The organism is Sphingomonas sp. Tas61C01, from assembly GCF_052567495.1.
Genome location: NZ_CP199583.1, coordinates 1,729,197 through 1,745,037, shown reverse-complemented (window position 1 = coordinate 1,745,037; position 15,841 = coordinate 1,729,197). Strand labels below are relative to the sequence as shown.

The following is a 15,841-nucleotide window of genomic DNA, read 5'->3' as shown; positions in this document are numbered from 1 at the left end:
CTAAACGGTGGCCGACAAGTATATGGCGTCCGATCCACCCAGCTCCACCCGCTTCAGGCTGACCCGCGATGCGGGGGGCGTGCGTGCCGTCGCCGCGCGGGCATGGACGCGGTGGTGGGTGAAGCTGATCGCGCTGCTGACGCTGGTCGGCGTGATCGCGCTGGCATTGTTGTGGCTGCTGATCGTCCGCGACCTGCCGTCGGTCGACAAGCTGCGCGCATACGAGCCGCCGCTGCCGACCAACGTCCGCGGGATCGACGGCACCCCGATCCAGTCCTACGCCCGCGAACGCCGGGTCGAGCTGTCCTACGCCGAATATCCGCCGCTGCTGGTGAAGGCGTTCCTGGCGGCGGAGGACAAGACCTTCTTCGAGCATCACGGCGTCGACTATCCCGGCCTGGCGGGCGCGGTGATCGACTATGCGGCGAAGATCGGCAGCGGCCGTCGCGCCAAGGGCGGATCGACGATCACCCAGCAGGTCGCCAAGAACCTGCTGATCGGCAGCGAGTATTCGCCGACGCGCAAACTGAAGGAGGCGATCCTCGCCTACCGGATCGAAGACACGCTGACCAAGCCGCAGATCCTGGAGCTATATCTCAACCAGATCGCGCTCGGCCGCAACGCGTTCGGCGTCGAGGCGGCGAGCCACGCCTATTTCGACAAGGAACTGACCGAACTGACGCTGGAGCAGCTCGCCTACCTCGCGATCCTGCCGAAGGGACCGTCGAACTACGATCCCGTCCGGCACCCCGAGCGGGCGCTGCAGCGGCGCAACTATGTGCTGTCGGAAATGCTGCGCAACGGTTTCATCACCCCGGCGCAGCGCAGTGCCGCGGTTGCCGAGCCGCTCGGCACGGTGCTGCGGCGGACGCCCAAGTTCGAATCGGTCGGCGGCTATTTCGTCGAGGAGGTCCGCCGCCAGCTGATCCGCAAGTTCGGCGAAACCGCGCGCGACGGCAGCTCGAGCGTCTACGAGGGCGGGCTGTGGGTGCGCACCTCGCTCGACCGGCGGCTGCAGGATCTGGCGGCGCTGGCGCTGCGCAACGGGCTGCTGCGCTACGATCGCGGTCGGGGCTGGTCGGGGCCGATGCGGCATGTCGAGATCGACGGCGACAATTGGCTGCAGCCGCTGCTCAACACCAACATCGCGCTCGATTATGCCGATTGGCGTGCGGCGATCGCGATCGCGCGCGACGGCGGGGCCTGGACGATCGGCTTCGCCAACGGGCAGACCGCGACGCTGCCGCGCGACGCCGCGCAGATGCCGGTGCGCGGCAAGGGCGGCACCGCCTTCGCCGCGATCCAGCCGGGCGACATCATCGCGGTGGCGCCGTCGGGCGGCAGCTTCGCGCTCCGCGCAGTGCCACGGATCTCGGGCGGGTTCGTGGTCGAGGAGCCGGCGACCGGGCGCGTGCTGGCGATGCAAGGCGGCTTCGACAGCCGCATCGCCTCGTTCAACCGCGCCACCCAGGCGGAGCGCCAGCCGGGATCGACGATCAAGCCGATCGTCTATTCGGCGGCGCTGGAAAACGGGATGACCCCGGCGTCGATCATCGTCGACGGGCCGTTCTGCGTCTATCAGGGCGCGCGGCTCGGGCAGAAATGCTTCCGCAACTTCGCCAACATGCGCGCGGCGGGGCCGCACACGATGCGCTGGGGGATCGAGCAATCGCGCAACCTGATGACGGTGCGCGCCGCAGCGCAGACCGGCATGCCGCGGGTCGTCGACACGATGAAGCGGATGGGGGTCGGCACCTATCCGCCCTATCTCGCTTTCGCGCTCGGTGCCGGCGAGACCACGGTCAGCAAGATGGTCAACGCCTATGCGACGCTCGCCAACCAGGGGCGCGCGCACGAGCCGTCGCTGATCGATTTCGTCCAAGACCGACACGGCAAGGTGATCTGGCCCGAGAACTGGCGCGGCTGCGACGGCTGCAACGCGCGTGACTGGACCGGCCAGGCGATGCCGCGCCCGCCGGTGCGCGGCAAGCAGGTGATCGACGCGCAGACCGCGTTCCAGATGGTCCACATCACCGAAGGCGTGATCCAGCGCGGCACCGCGACGGTGCTGCGCGATCTCGACCGGCCGATGTTCGGCAAGACCGGCACGACCTCGGGACCGACCGACGTGTGGTTCATCGGCGGGACGCCGCAGTTCATCGGCGGGCTTTATGTCGGCTATGATTCGCCGACCAATCTCGGCGGCTATGCGCAAGGCGGCACCTTCGCGGCGCCGATCTTCAAGGAATTCGCGGTGAAGGCGTATGAGGGGCTGGAGAAGATGCCCTTCCGCGCGCCGCCCGGCATTCGCATGGTCCGGATCGATCGCGGCAGCGGCCGTCCGGTGTACGGCGCCTGGCCGACCGGGGGCGATCCCAAGGCCGGGGTGATCTGGGAAGCGTTCAAGCCGGAGAGCGAGCCGCGTCGCCGCTCGCGCCATTCTGACCCGGCGCCGACCGCCTCCCCGACCGCCGCCGCGCGCAAGGCCGAGGCACCGCGCGACAGCGAGTTCTTGCAACAACAAGGCGGAATCTACTAGCCGCCTTCCTATATCGCCGGCTTCTATCCGGTTCTGGAGAAACATCATGCGCGCCGAAGCGCAGGCTCATGTCGACACGATCAACGAGGCGCTGGCGCTGCTGCGTCGCTTCCTCGACTGGGATCGTGCGCTTCGCCGACTCGACGAACTCAACGCGCGGGTCGAGGACCAGGCGCTGTGGAACGATCCCAAGGCCGCACAGGAGGTGATGCGCGAGCGCCGCCGGCTGGACGAGGCGATCGGCGCGACCCGCGCGATCCAGTCCGAACTCGACGACACCGTCGAGCTGATCGAAATGGCCGAAGCCGAGGGCGACACGCAGATGGAGGCGGACGGGGTGGAGAGCCTCGCCGCGCTCGCCAAGCGCGCCGATCACGACAAGGTGCAGGCGCTGCTGGCGGGCGAGGCCGACGGCAACGACACCTATGTCGAGGTCAATGCGGGCGCCGGCGGCACCGAGAGCCAGGACTGGGCGGGCATGCTCCAGCGCATGTACACCCGCTGGGCCGAGCGCCGCGGCATGAAGGTCGAGCTGATCGACCAGCATTCGGGCGAGCAGGCCGGGATCAAATCGGCGACGCTGCTGCTGAAGGGCGAGAACGCGTACGGCTTCGCCAAGACCGAGAGCGGGGTGCACCGGCTGGTGCGGATCAGCCCGTACGACAGCGCGGCACGGCGCCACACCTCGTTTGCCAGCGTGTGGGTCTATCCGGTCGTCGACGACAATATCGACGTCCAGTATAACGAGAGCGATCTGCGGATCGACACCTACCGGGCGTCGGGCGCGGGCGGGCAGCACATCAACACCACCGATTCGGCGGTTCGGATCACGCATATCCCGACCGGTATCGTGGTGCAGTGCCAGAACCAGCGATCGCAGCACAAGAACAAGGCGGAGGCGTACAACCAGCTCCGCGCGCGGCTGTACGAACGCGAGCTGCAGATCCGCGAGCAGGCCGCGAACGCGGAGAATGCGGCCAAGACCGACATCGGCTGGGGCCACCAGATCCGCAGCTACGTGCTGCAACCGTACCAGATGGTGAAGGACCTGCGCACCGGCGTGACCTCGACCGCGCCGAGCGACGTGCTCGATGGCGATCTCGACCCGTTCATGGCGGCGGCGCTGTCGCAGCGGGTGACCGGCGAGGCGGTCGAGGTGGAGGACGTGGATTGATCGCGACGCCGGTCCGGACGCTGTTGCGCGCGGGTGCGCGCGGGCTGCTGATCGCCAGCGTGCTGCTAGCGGTGGCGTGCGACGGTTCCAAGCCGCTGATCAAGCGCGAGCCGGAGCGGCCCGGGCCGTTCCCCGCGCCCGACCGCCCGGTCGCGCACATCGTGTCGTCGCGCTGGTCGAACGAGGAGGCGCGCGATCGCCTCAACGAAGCCGACGAGGTGATGGACAAGGCCGGGATCAAGCGCGGCATGACCGTTGCCGATATCGGCGCGGGCGAAGGCTATTACACGATCCGCATGGCGGCGCGGGTCGGCAAGGACGGGCGGGTGCTCGCCGAGGACATCGTCGCGCAGGTCCGCGATACGCTGGCGGACCGCGTCGCGCGCGAGCGGCTGGAGAATGTCAGCGTGCGGCTGGGCATGCCCGCCGACCCGCGGCTGCCGCCGGCGAGCTTCGACCGGGTGCTCATGGTGCACATGTACCATGAGATCGAGCAGCCCTATGAATTTCTGTGGCGGATGCGGCCGTCGCTGAAGCCCGACGGGCTAGTGGTGGTGGTCGACGCCAACCGCATGACCCGCAACCACGGAACGCCGCCGGCGCTGCTGAAGTGCGAGTTCGCGGCGGTCGGATATCGGCAGGAATCGATGAGCGACATGCCGTCGGCGGGCGGGTATCTCGCAACGTTCAGGGCGGTCGGCCCGCGGCCGGAGCCGGGGGCGATCAAGGCCTGCCGGGTGGGTGTGGCGGTGCGGTAGGACTCGCCGTGTTCCCGCGCAGGCGGGGACCCAGGGATACGTAGTGCTACGGCTCGCGGTTCTGCTGGGCCCTGGGCTCCCGCCTGCGCGGGAGCACAATGGAGGTCGGGAGCACAGGGGGGCGGGTGGCATTGGAGCGGCGGGGTGCCTCCTCACAACATCCCCCGCTGGCGCAGACTGACGGTCGCCTCGCTGCCGAGGATCAGGTGGTCGACCAGCGCCACGTCGATCGCGCGTAGGGTCGTCGCGAGGCGGCGGGTGTAGGCGAGGTCGGCGCGGCTGGGCGCCGGGTGTCCGCCCGGATGACTATGCACCAGCACCGCGAAGACCGCGTCGAACGCCAGCGCGTCGCGCACGATATCGCGGATCGACGGCACGACCGATCGTGCACCGCCGGTGAACCGGCGCTCGCCGAGAAGCCTCCATTTCGGATCGAGAAACGCGACGACCGCGATCTCGACCGCGCTGGCGGCGATCGCGGCGAAGTGCCGTGCCACCGCATCGGCATCACGCAGCATGATCGGATGAGGCCGCGGGCACATGGTATCGTTTGCAACGCGGCGGCGCTTCGTGCCGCACAAGTTCGATCCGATGCGGCGATAGTCCAAGCGGCGTTGTCTTTGCCGCTGCGCCGCGCCAGAGGGACGGCTTCGCCACGGGGAGTCGCGGATGGCCGCCGAGCCGCATTACGAGCAGCAATATCTGGATCTGCTGCGCGACGTTTGGGATCGGGGCGACGAGCGGGTCGACCGAACCGGGGTCGGCACGCGTTCGCTGTTCGGGCCGACGCTGCGCTTTTCGCTCGCCGACGACGCGATCCCGCTGCTGACAACCAAGCGGGTGGCGTGGAAAACCGCGGCGCGCGAGATGCTGTGGTTCCTGACCGGCGACACCAACATCCGCGCGCTGGTCGAGCAGAAGGTGCATATCTGGACTGATTGGCCGCTCGCCCGCTATCGCGCCGAGACCGGCGAGGCGATCGATCGCGACGGCTTCGAACGGCGGGTGATCGAGGACGACGCGTTCGCCGCGCGCTGGGGCGATCTGGGCCCGGTCTATGGCAAGCAATGGGTCGATTGGCCGCGCTACGAGCCGATCGAGGGCAGCGACGGGCTATACCGCAAGGCCGAACGCGGGATCGACCAGATCAGCGCGCTGGTGCACGGGCTGCGCACCAATCCGGGATCGCGGCGGCATCTGTTCACCGGGTGGAACGTCGCCGAGCTCGACGGCATGGCGCTGCCGCCGTGCCACATGACTTATCAGTTCCATGTCGCGGGCGGACGACTGTCGGGCATGCTGTGGCAGCGGTCGTGCGATCTGGGGCTGGGCTTCGCGTTCAACGCATTCTCGGCGGCGCTGCTGGTGCGGATGCTGGCGCAGCAATGCGATCTGGAGCCGGGCGAGCTGGTGTGGAGCGGGGGCGACGCGCACATCTACTTGAACCACGCGCATCTGGTGGCCGAGCAACTGACGCGTACCCCGCGCGGCGCGCCCAAGCTGCGGATCGGGCGGCGGCCGGCATCCATCTTCGACTATGGAATCGAGGATTTCACGGTCGAGGAGTACGATCCGCATCCCGCGATCGCGGCACCGGTGGCGGTGTAGGCGATGATCGTGTTCCATCTCGCACGGGCGGAGAACGGCGTGATCGGGCGCGACGGCAAGCTGCCCTGGCACCTGCCGGCCGACCTGAAGCGTTTCAAGGCGCTGACGATGGGCATCCCGATGGTGATGGGGCGCAAGACCTTCGAGAGCTTTCCCAGCCTGTTACCGGGGCGGCGCCACATCGTGCTGACGCGCGATGCCGACTGGTCGGCGGCGGGAGCGGAGGTGGTGCATTCGCCCGAGGCGGCGCTGGCGCGGGCGGGGGAAGACGTCGCGGTGATCGGCGGGGCGGAGGTGTTCGCGCTGCTGATCGACCGCGCGGACCGGATCGAGCTGACCGAGGTGCATGCGTCGCCCGTGGGTGACGCGGTGGTGCCGCCCTTCGCAGGTTGGCGCGAGGTAGCGCGGGAGGATCACGCGGCGCAGGGCGAGCGGCCGGGGTATAGTTTCGTGACGTTGGAGCGGTAGACGGAGCCACGTTCATTCCTCCCTCGCGAAGCGGGGGAGGTGGCAGGCGCAGCCTGACGGAGGGGGCCACTCCACGAGGTCTGCCGCTTGGGGAGAGGCCCCCTCCACCATTCGCCTGCGACGAACGGTCCCCTCCCCCGCTGAAGCGAGGGAGGGATAGGGGGTGCGTCCCCGCTGGCGCGGCGGCGGGTGCGTCCGTATAGGCGCTGCGCATGGAGCGGCTAGACGGCAGCTCGGCGGTGCCGTCGCGGCTGGCGGGCGGGATCGTCGCGCTCGGCAATTTCGATGGATTTCACCTCGGGCATCAGGCGGTGGTCGGGCGGGCGGTGGCGCGCGCCAGGGCGGAAGGGCGTCCGGCGCTGGTCGCTACCTTCGATCCACATCCGGTGCGGCTGTTCCGGCCCGAGACGCCGCCGTTCCGACTGACAACGCTCGACCAGCGCGCGCGGCTGTTCGCGGAGGCGGGGGCGGATGCGATGGTGGTGTTCGGCTTCGACGCGGCGCTCGCGGCGCTGGACGCCGAGCAGTTCGTCGCGGCGCGGCTGGTGGGCGCCTTGCAGGTCGGCGGGGTCGTCACGGGAGAGGACTTCACCTTCGGCAAGGGCAAGGGCGGCAACGCCGCGGTGCTCGCGGCCGAGGGGCAAACGCGTGGCTTCTCCGCGGAGACGGTCGGGCCGGTGGCGCTCGACGGCGAGCAGGTGTCGTCGAGCCGGATCCGCGAGGCGCTGCGGCAGGGCGATCTCGCCACCGCGACGCGGCTGCTGACGCGGCCGTTCGCGATCGAAGGCGTGGTCCAGCATGGCGACAAGGTGGGGCGGACGATCGGCTATCCGACCGCGAACCTCGACATGGGCAATTACCTGCGCCCGGCCTACGGCATCTATGCGGTCACCGGGCGGCTCGACGACGGCACGCTGCTGCGCGGCGCCGCGAACCTCGGCATCCGGCCGAGCTTCGACCCACCGAAGGAACTGCTCGAACCGTATTTCTTCGATTTCTCGGGGGACCTGTACGGGCGTGGTCTCGAGGTCGCGCTGATCGACTATCTGCGGCCGGAAGCGAAGTTCGATTCGCTCGACGCGCTGATCCGGCAGATGGACATCGATTGCGCGAAGGCCAAGGCGGTTCTAAGCGCGCGGAACGCATGACCGACGCACCAGATTATCGCGACACCGTCTTCCTGCCGAAGACAGAGTTTCCCATGAAGGCCGGGCTCGCCGCCAAGGAGCCCGCGATCCTGGAGCGCTGGGCGCGGATCGGCGTCTACGATCGCCTGCGCGACCAGCGCGTGGGGCGCGAGCGCTTCATCCTCCACGACGGCCCGCCCTATGCCAATGGCGACATCCATATGGGCCATGCGATGAACAAGGTGCTGAAGGACATCATCGTCCGCAGCCAATCGCTGATGGGCAAGGACGCGCCCTACGTGCCCGGCTGGGATTGCCACGGCCTGCCGATCGAGTGGAAGGTCGAAGAAGCGTACCGCGCCAAGAAGCTCAACAAGGACGAGGTGCCGGTCCAGCAGTTTCGCGCCGAATGCCGCGCCTATGCCGAGAAATGGGTCGCGGTGCAGCGCGCGCAGTTCGAGCGGCTGGGGGTGATGGGCGACTGGGCCGACCCGTATCTGACGATGAACTACGATGCCGAAGCGACGATCGTCGGCGAGCTGCTGAAGTTCGCGGAAACCGGGCAGCTGTATCGCGGCGCCAAGCCGGTGATGTGGTCCCCGGTCGAGAAGACCGCGCTCGCCGAGGCCGAGGTCGAGTATGAGGACATCGTCTCGACTCAGATCGACGTGGCGTTCGAGATCTTGGACGCGCCACACGCGCCCGAACTGCGCGGGGCGTACGCGGTAATCTGGACGACGACGCCGTGGACGATCCCGGTGAACCAGGCCTTGGCGTACGGGCCGGAGATCGATTATGTGCTCACACAAGTGAGCGGGATAGCTGGCTATCCGCATCCTGCGTTTGCGGGCAAGTCCGTGCTTGTCGCTGCTAATCTCGTTTCCGCTTTGGAAAAGCGATGGGGATGTTCGCTTCAACCGCTGATAGGGCACGTATCGAAGCCGATTCGAGGTGCTGACCTCCGCGGCGCCACCGCTCGCCATCCGATCTACAACTTCCTCCGTCACCCCGGCGAAAGCCGGGGCCCCGCTTCTTCTTCCGAGGGGACGCGAGGTAGCGGGACCCCGGATCAAGTCCGGGGTGACGAGGGGGCGTTGGCGTTCTTCGCCAAGCCTCGGCCGTTTCTGGCAGGCGACTTCGTTACGACCGATGCGGGCACCGGGCTGGTGCACATGGCGCCGGATCATGGTGAGGACGACTTCATCCTGTGCAAGGCAAACGGGATCGAGCCGGTGTTCGCGGTCGACGCGGCGGGGATGTACCGGGCCGACTGGGCGTGGCTCGGCGGGCAGGGCAGCGTCATCAACAAGAAGTTCGTGAGCGCGGACGGGCCGATCTGTTCGGACCTCCGCGCGGCCGGGGCGTTGCTCGCGGCGTCGGACGATTTCGCGCACAGCTATCCGCACAGCTGGCGGTCGAAGGCCAAGGTGATCTTCCGCGCCACGCCGCAATGGTTCATCCCGATGGACGAGCCCGATCGCACCCCGATCGGCTCCGCCGTCCCGGGTACCGGGACGACGTTGTTCGGCAACGACCAGATCCCGACGCTGGAACTCGGCAACGGACCGACGCTGCGCGAGACCGCGCTCGACGCGATCGAGCGGACCAGATGGATCCCGGCACGGTCGCAGAACCGGATCCGGTCAATGGTCGAGGGACGCCCCGACTGGGTGATCAGCCGGCAGCGCGCGTGGGGCGTGCCGATCGCGCTCTATGTCGATCGCAAGACCGGGCAGTATCTGAACGACGGATCGGTCAACGACCGCATCGTCGCGGCGTTTCGCGCGGGCGGGGCGGATGCGTGGTTCGGCGCGGACCACCAGGCGCTGCTCGGCGATCGCTACCGTGCCGAGGATTACGAGGTGGTGCAGGACATCCTCGACGTATGGTTCGATTCGGGGTGCACGCATGTGTTCACGGTCGAGGCGCGGTACGGCGACGGGGTCCGCGCGAACCTGTATCTCGAGGGATCCGACCAGCATCGCGGCTGGTTCCAGTCGTCGCTGCTCGAGGCGAGCGGGACGCGGGGGCGGGCGCCGTACGATGCGGTGCTGACCCACGGCTTCGCGCTCGATGGGCAGGGGCGCAAGATGTCCAAGAGCCTCGGCAACGTCGTCGATCCGCTGAAGATCATCCAGGAATCGGGCGCCGACATCCTGCGCATGTGGGTGGCGTCGACCGATTATTTCGACGACGTGAAGATCGGCAAGGAGGTGCTCGGCACCGCGTCCGACGCCTATCGCAAGCTGCGCAACACCTTTCGCTACCTGCTCGGCGCGCTCGACGGGTTCGACGAGAGCGAACGGGTCGCGGTGGCGGAGATGCCCGAGCTGGAGCGCTATGTGCTCCACCTGCTCGGGACGCTCGACGTCGATCTGCGCGACGCGGCGGATGGGTATGAGTTCAATCGCTACCTGCGACTGCTCACCGATTTCGCGAACGAGGACCTGTCGGCGTTCTTCTTCGACATCCGCAAGGACTGCCTTTATTGCGACGCGCCCGGCGACCTCAAGCGGCGCGCGTATCGCACGGTGCTCGACCTGCTGTTCCACGCGCTGGTGCGCTACGCGGCGCCGATCCTGTGCTTCACCGCCGAAGAGGTCTGGCAGGCGCGGTTCCCGAGCGAGGACGGGTCGGTGCACTTCCTGGAATGGCCCAAGCTGCCGGCGCAGCCCGGCGACGCGGCGGTCGGCAGCAATTGGGCGGACGTCCGGCGGCTACGCGAGCAGGTGACCGAGGCGATCGAGCCGCTGCGGCGCGAGAAGACGGTACGATCGAGCCTGGAGGCCGAGGTCACTGTGCCGACGATGCCGCTCGATGCGGCGGCGCTGGCCGAGACCTTCATCGTCGCGCGCGTCGCCGAGGGATCGGACGCGGTCGCAGTGACGCGTACGGCGTATCTGAAGTGCGGACGGTGTTGGCGGCACCTGCCCGAGGTCATCAGCGACGGCACGCTGTGCGATCGCTGCACGGAGGTGGTGGCGCATGCGTAGGCTTCCCCGCAGCGGCGTGATCGCCGCGGCGACGGTGTTCGTCGTCGACCAGCTCAGCAAATATGCGGTGACCGACGTGCTCGGGCTCAACGAGTTCAGCGCGGAGCGGGTAATTGCGCCGATCTTCGCACTGCGCTTCGTGGCCAACCGCGGTGTGTCGCTGGGGCTGCTCCATGCCGACACCGACACGATGCGGTGGGGACTGGTGGTGATGACCGCGGTGATCGCGACGCTGGTCGCGGTGTGGATGACCCGCGAGCGCAACCGGCAGGACCGGATCGCGCTCGGCCTGATCCTGGGCGGGGCGATCGGCAACATCCTCGACCGGGTACGCTATGGCTATGTCGTCGACTTCGCGGATCTGCACTTCGGCGAATGGCGGCCGTTCCTGGTGTTCAACGTCGCCGACGCGGCGATTACGATCGGTGTGCTGGTGCTGCTTGTCCGCGCGCTGCTGATGCGCGACAAGCGCGATGATGTTTCGGAGAATTCCCATGCGTAACTATGTTCCGATCGCTGCGGGGCTCGCCTGTGCGGTGCTGCTCGCGGGCTGCGGCAAGAGCGGCTACGACCGCGCTCGCCCCGATGAATTCGCGGTCGCGCGGCAGGCACCGCTGGTGATCCCGCCCGATTTCTCGCTGGTCCCGCCGCAGCCGGGCGCCGCGCGTCCGCAGGACAACGCGACCCAGCAGCAGACGCTCGACGCGCTGTTCGGCGGCCCGGCCCCGCGCAGCGCCGCCGAATCGGCCGCGCTGACCCAGGCGGGCGGCAGCTCGGTCGATCCGGGGATCCGATCGTCGGTCGCCGATCCGCAGACCAATGTCGTCGACAAGGGCTCGACGACCCGCGACATCGTCGCCGCGCCCGAAGGCGACGGGCAGGACGCGCGGGCGAGTTCGACCGCGCCTTGAGTTGACTTAGCCCCTCCCCTTGAGGGGAGCGGTTGGGGTGGGGGCTCTCCTCCAACGCCGCGCTCGTGGAGAGGCCCCACCCCCAGCCCCTCCCCTGAAGGGGAGGGGAGAGAAGCTATCCCCGCACCTCGCGGAATGCCGCGAGGCCCCGCTCCAGGTCCTCGATCAAATCGCCCGCGTCCTCCAGCCCGATCTGCAGCCTCACCATGGGGCCGGCGTCGTCGCGGGTGGTGACGCTGCGGTAGCGGGCGGCGTCGATGGGGATGGCGAGGCTTTCGAAGCCGCCCCAGCTATAGCCGATCCCGAACAGCTCGAGCGTGTCGATGAAGGCGGCGCGGGCGGCGTCGTCGCCGCCGGCGAACACGAAACCGAACAGGCCGGTCGCGCCCTTGAAATCGCGCACGAAATATTCGTGGCCGGGGCAGGACGGCAGCGCCGGGTGCAGGACGGTGGCAATCTCCGGCCGGTCGGTGAGCCAGCGGGCGATCGCGAGCGCGCTGTCGCGGTGCTGCGCGAGGCGGACCGCCATGGTACGCAGCCCGCGACTGCCGAGCCACGCGTCGTCGGGGCTGGTCACCTGGCCGAGTTGGAAGCTGGTGTCGCGGAGCCGCGCGAAATGGCCGGGCGCCGCGGTGACCGATCCGAGCATCACGTCGGAATGGCCGACGATGTATTTGGTGCAGGCGAGGATCGACAGATCGACGCCGTGCGCGATCGCGGGAAAGCAGAGCGGGGTCGCCCAGGTGTTGTCGAGCAGGGTGACGACGCCCCGCGCCTTGGCGGCGGCAACGATCGCGGGGACGTCCTGCACCTCGAAGGTGAGGCTGCCCGGGCTTTCCATGAAGATCGCGCGGGTCTTGTCGCCGATCAGGTCGGCGATCCCGGCGCCGATCATCGGATCGTAATAGCGCGTCGCGATGCCGAGCCGGGCGAGCAGGCCGGTCGCCATCGATCGGGTCGGGTCGTAGGCGCTGTCGACCAGCAGCAGCTCGTCGCCGGGCGAGAGCACCGACAGCAGCGCCGCGGCGATCGCGGCGACGCCCGAGGGGTAGAGGAAGGTGCCCTCGGCGCCCGGCTCCAGGCTGGTGAGCGCGTCGGCGAGCGACCACTGGGTCGGGGTGCCCTTGCGCCCGTAGAACAGCCGGTGGTGGGGATCGCGCTTCGCGCCGGCGCGCAGATCGGCGACGCTGTCGTAGAGGATCGTCGAGGCACGCCACACCGGCGCGCTGACGATCCCCTGGGTCCATTCCTTTCGGCGACCGGCCGTGACGACGCGGGTCGCGTCCGCCATCGGCCGGTCGGTCGGTTCGCTCATGCGGCGCCCATCGCCTTGGGGGTCGAACGATCGGCGCCCCATTCGGACCAGCTGCCGTCGTACAGCGCGGCATCCTTGCCGAGCAGATGCAGGCCGAAGGCCAGCGTCGAGGCGGTAATGCCCGATCCGCAGGTCAGCGCGATCGGCTTGTCGATGTCGATCCCTGCACCCTCGAACGCGGCGCGCAGCGCGTCGCCCTGCTTCCAGGTGCCGTCGTCGTTGACGATGCGATCATAGGGCAGGTTGCGCGAGCCGGGGATGTGGCCGGCATGGGTGGCGGGGCGCGGATCGGGTTCCTCGCCGGTGAAGCGCGCTTCGGAGCGGGCGTCGAGGACCTGTTCGGCACCGCTGTCGACGTTCGCCTTCATCTGATCGAGCGTGCGGACGTTCTTGTCGTCGGCCCAGACCGTGAAATGGCGATGGCGGAGCTGTTCCTTGCCGCTCGCGGTTTCGCGGCCCTCGGCCTGCCACTTGGCCAGGCCGCCGTCGAGGATCGCGACGTCGTGGGCGCCGAAGGTGCGGAGCATCCACCAGGCGCGTGCCGCAGTGTGCCAGGGCGAGCTGTCGTAGAGGACGATGCGGCTGCCGTCGCCGAGGCCGAGCGACTGCATGCGGCTAGCGAACTTTTCCGCCGACGGCAGCATCATCGGCAGATCGGTGTCGGTGTCGCGCAGCTCGGCGAGGTTCATGAACACCGCGCCCGGGATGTGCGCGGCTTCGTACTCGGCGGCGGCATCGCGGCCTGCGTCCGCGGCGAGGTAGGTGGCGTCGACGATCCTGAGATCGGTCGCCCCCAATTCGCTGGCCAGCCATTCGGTCGTCACGAGCGCATCCATGTTCTTCTCCTTCGGCGTTGCCGATCAGTAACCAGCGTCGCCGCTGGCGTCGAGGGAGGCGAGGAAGGTTGCGGCCTGGTCGCGGATCCGCTCGCGCTCCGCGGGGTCGGTCTTGGCCCAGGTGCGGTAGGGCATCGCCATGCGCGGATTGCGCGCCAGCTTGTCCTCGTGCCGGGCGAGGAAGTCCCAGTAGAGCGAATTGAACGGGCATGCGTCGGGGCCGGTGCGCTGCTTGACGTCGTAGCGGCACGATCCGCAGTAATCGGACATCCGGTTGATGTAGGCGCCCGACGAGACATAGGGCTTGGACCCGAGCAGCCCGCCGTCCGCGAACTGGCTCATCCCCAGGGTGTTCGGCAATTCGACCCATTCATAGGCGTCGGTATAGACCTCCAGATACCAGAGATGGACCTGGCGCGGGTCGGCGCCGATCAGCAGCGCGAAATTGCCGGTGATCATCAGCCGCTGGATATGGTGCGCATAGGCGTGGCGCAGGGTGCCGCCGATGGTGTCGGCCAGGCAGTGCAGGTCGGTCTCGCCGGTCCAGTACCAGCCGGGCAGGTTGCGGTGGTGATCGAGGAAGTTGCGGTCGACATAGTCGGGACCCTCGCGCCAGTAGATCCCGCGCATATATTCGCGCCAGCCGATGATCTGGCGGATATAGCCCTCGGCACAGTTGAGCGGCACCTGGCCGGCCTCGTAGCGCGCCGCGACCTCGTGACAGAGCGCGATCGGATCGAGCAGCCCGCAATTGATGTAGGGCGACAGGATCGAGTGCCACAGCCACGGCTCGCCGGTGACCATCGCGTCCTGATAGTCGCCGAAGCGGGGGAGGGCGTGCTCGAGGAAATGCTTCTGCTGGCGCAGCGCGTCGTCGCGAGTGACCGCGAAGTCGAACGGCTCGAGCGAGCCGGGATGGTCGGCGAAGCGATCGGCGACCAGCGCGAGCACATCGCGCACGATGGCATCGGGCGCGAACGAGAGCGGGCGCGGCATCAGCAGGTCGGCCTTGGCCGGCTTGCGATTGTCCTGGTCGTAGTTCCACTGGCCGCCGACCGGCTTGCCCTGCGAATCCATCAGCAGCCCGGTGCGCTGCCGCATCGCGCGGTAGAAATACTCCATCGTCAGCTGCTTGCGGGTGGAGGCCCACGCCTCGAAATCGGCATGGCTGGCGAGGAAGCGATCGTCACGCAGGATGTCCACGGGTATGCCGAACAGCGTTTCCCAGCTGTCGAGCATCGCGCGGACGCGCCACTCGCCGGCTTCGGTGACGATGATGCGGTCGGGCGCGTGGCGCGACACCGCGCGCGCGATCTCGCCGGTGAAGCTGCCGCTATTCTCGGCATCGTCGAACGCGACATAGTCGACCGTCCAGCCGAGATCGCGCAGCGCGATCGCATGATGCCGCATCGCGGCGAACAGGAACGCGATCTTCTTCTTGTGATGGCGGACATAGGTGGTCTCGTCGGCCACCTCCATCATCAGCACGATCGTGGTTGCGGGATCGGCGGCGGCGAGCGAGGCGAGACCGATCGTCAGCTGGTCGCCGAGCACGGGAACGAGAACGCGCGTTTTATTCCTGGTCATCGCATCCTACATGCGCGCCATGACCCCGACACATCTAGGCCAGTCCAGCACGCTTCCCGCTTCTCCAGAAGCGGCGATCCTCGATTATGTTCCGAACCCGCGTGCCGGGCGGACCTATCTGGTGCGCTTCGCCGTACCCGAATTCACCTCGCTGTGCCCGGTGACGGGCCAGCCCGACTTCGCGCATCTGGTGATCGATTTCGTCCCCGGCGACACGATCGTCGAATCGAAGTCGCTGAAACTTTTCCTCGGCTCGTTCCGCAACCATGCCGCGTTCCACGAGGATTGCACCGTCGGCATCGGCGAGCGGCTGGTCGCGGAGATGCGGCCGCAATGGTTGCGGATCGGCGGCTATTGGTATCCACGCGGCGGTATCCCGATCGACGTGTTCTGGCAGACCGGCACGCCGCCAACGGATCTCTGGCTGCCCGACCAGGGAGTTGCGAACTATCGGGGTAGGGGCTGAGCTACTAACGTACGAAATGGATGCACGACGTGTTGCAGTGCGGCGAAACAGCAACCATT

At 68.2% G+C, this 15,841-nt stretch carries 14 protein-coding genes; 10 read left to right on the top strand and 4 right to left on the bottom strand.

Annotated features, from left to right (window positions below):
• Positions 1-22: 22 nt before the first annotated feature.
• From ACT009_RS08225 to ACT009_RS08215, 3 genes are read left to right on the top strand one after another with little or no spacing between them, the layout of a single operon-like run.
• Positions 23-2,539, top strand: a complete 2,517-nt coding sequence (locus ACT009_RS08225; RefSeq protein WP_445194045.1) for a penicillin-binding protein 1A — start codon at positions 23-25, stop codon at positions 2,537-2,539.
• A 46-nt stretch (positions 2,540-2,585) separates the two neighbouring features.
• Positions 2,586-3,713, top strand: a complete 1,128-nt coding sequence (gene prfB, locus ACT009_RS08220) for a peptide chain release factor 2 (RefSeq protein WP_445193849.1) — start codon at positions 2,586-2,588, stop codon at positions 3,711-3,713.
• A gap of 20 nt (positions 3,714-3,733) precedes the next feature.
• Positions 3,734-4,471 carry a class I SAM-dependent methyltransferase gene (locus tag ACT009_RS08215; RefSeq protein ID WP_445194044.1) on the top strand — a complete coding sequence of 246 codons (738 nt, stop codon included), beginning with the start codon at positions 3,734-3,736 and terminating at the stop codon, positions 4,469-4,471.
• Positions 4,472-4,623: 152 nt separating this feature from the next.
• On the opposite strand, the gene ACT009_RS08210 is transcribed toward ACT009_RS08215, so the two are convergent.
• Positions 4,624-4,989 carry a JAB domain-containing protein gene (locus tag ACT009_RS08210; protein ID WP_445193848.1) on the bottom strand — a complete coding sequence of 122 codons (366 nt, stop codon included), beginning with the start codon at positions 4,987-4,989 and terminating at the stop codon, positions 4,624-4,626.
• Between the two features lie 151 nt (positions 4,990-5,140).
• On the opposite strand from ACT009_RS08210, the gene thyA reads away from it, so the two are divergent.
• From thyA to ACT009_RS08180, 6 genes are all read left to right on the top strand, one after another.
• Complete coding sequence (gene thyA / locus ACT009_RS08205; protein WP_445193847.1) at positions 5,141-6,079, top strand: thymidylate synthase; 939 nt, start codon at positions 5,141-5,143, stop codon at positions 6,077-6,079.
• A gap of 3 nt (positions 6,080-6,082) precedes the next feature.
• On the top strand, positions 6,083-6,547 hold the full coding sequence (locus tag ACT009_RS08200; RefSeq protein ID WP_445193846.1) for a dihydrofolate reductase: 465 nt from the start codon (positions 6,083-6,085) through the stop codon (positions 6,545-6,547).
• Positions 6,548-6,759: 212 nt separating this feature from the next.
• Positions 6,760-7,695, top strand: coding sequence for a bifunctional riboflavin kinase/FAD synthetase (locus ACT009_RS08195; protein ID WP_445193845.1), 936 nt, complete (start codon positions 6,760-6,762; stop codon positions 7,693-7,695).
• Positions 7,692-10,667, top strand: coding sequence for an isoleucine--tRNA ligase (gene ileS / locus ACT009_RS08190; RefSeq protein ID WP_445193844.1), 2,976 nt, complete (start codon positions 7,692-7,694; stop codon positions 10,665-10,667). Before ACT009_RS08195 ends, ileS begins: the two co-directional genes overlap by 4 nt.
• Entirely contained in the window at positions 10,660-11,169 is a 510-nt protein-coding gene (gene lspA, locus ACT009_RS08185) for a signal peptidase II (RefSeq protein ID WP_445193843.1), read from the top strand. The genes ileS and lspA overlap by 8 nt, the downstream gene beginning before the upstream one ends.
• Positions 11,162-11,578, top strand: a complete 417-nt coding sequence (locus ACT009_RS08180; RefSeq protein WP_445193842.1) for a DUF3035 domain-containing protein — start codon at positions 11,162-11,164, stop codon at positions 11,576-11,578. The genes lspA and ACT009_RS08180 overlap by 8 nt, the downstream gene beginning before the upstream one ends.
• A 115-nt stretch (positions 11,579-11,693) precedes the next feature.
• On the opposite strand, the gene metC is transcribed toward ACT009_RS08180, so the two are convergent.
• From metC to ACT009_RS08165, 3 genes are read right to left on the bottom strand one after another with little or no spacing between them, the layout of a single operon-like run.
• On the bottom strand, positions 11,694-12,893 hold the full coding sequence (gene metC, locus ACT009_RS08175; RefSeq protein WP_445193841.1) for a cystathionine beta-lyase: 1,200 nt from the start codon (positions 12,891-12,893) through the stop codon (positions 11,694-11,696).
• Positions 12,890-13,729: a 3-mercaptopyruvate sulfurtransferase gene (sseA, locus tag ACT009_RS08170; protein ID WP_445193840.1), complete on the bottom strand. Its 840-nt coding sequence runs from the start codon at positions 13,727-13,729 to the stop codon at positions 12,890-12,892. Before sseA ends, metC begins: the two co-directional genes overlap by 4 nt.
• Positions 13,730-13,753: 24 nt before the next feature.
• Positions 13,754-15,316: a cryptochrome/photolyase family protein gene (locus ACT009_RS08165; RefSeq protein ID WP_445193839.1), complete on the bottom strand. Its 1,563-nt coding sequence runs from the start codon at positions 15,314-15,316 to the stop codon at positions 13,754-13,756.
• A gap of 19 nt (positions 15,317-15,335) precedes the next feature.
• On the opposite strand from ACT009_RS08165, the gene queF reads away from it, so the two are divergent.
• Positions 15,336-15,782, top strand: coding sequence for a preQ(1) synthase (gene queF / locus ACT009_RS08160; RefSeq protein WP_445193838.1), 447 nt, complete (start codon positions 15,336-15,338; stop codon positions 15,780-15,782).
• Positions 15,783-15,841: the final 59 nt, after the last annotated feature.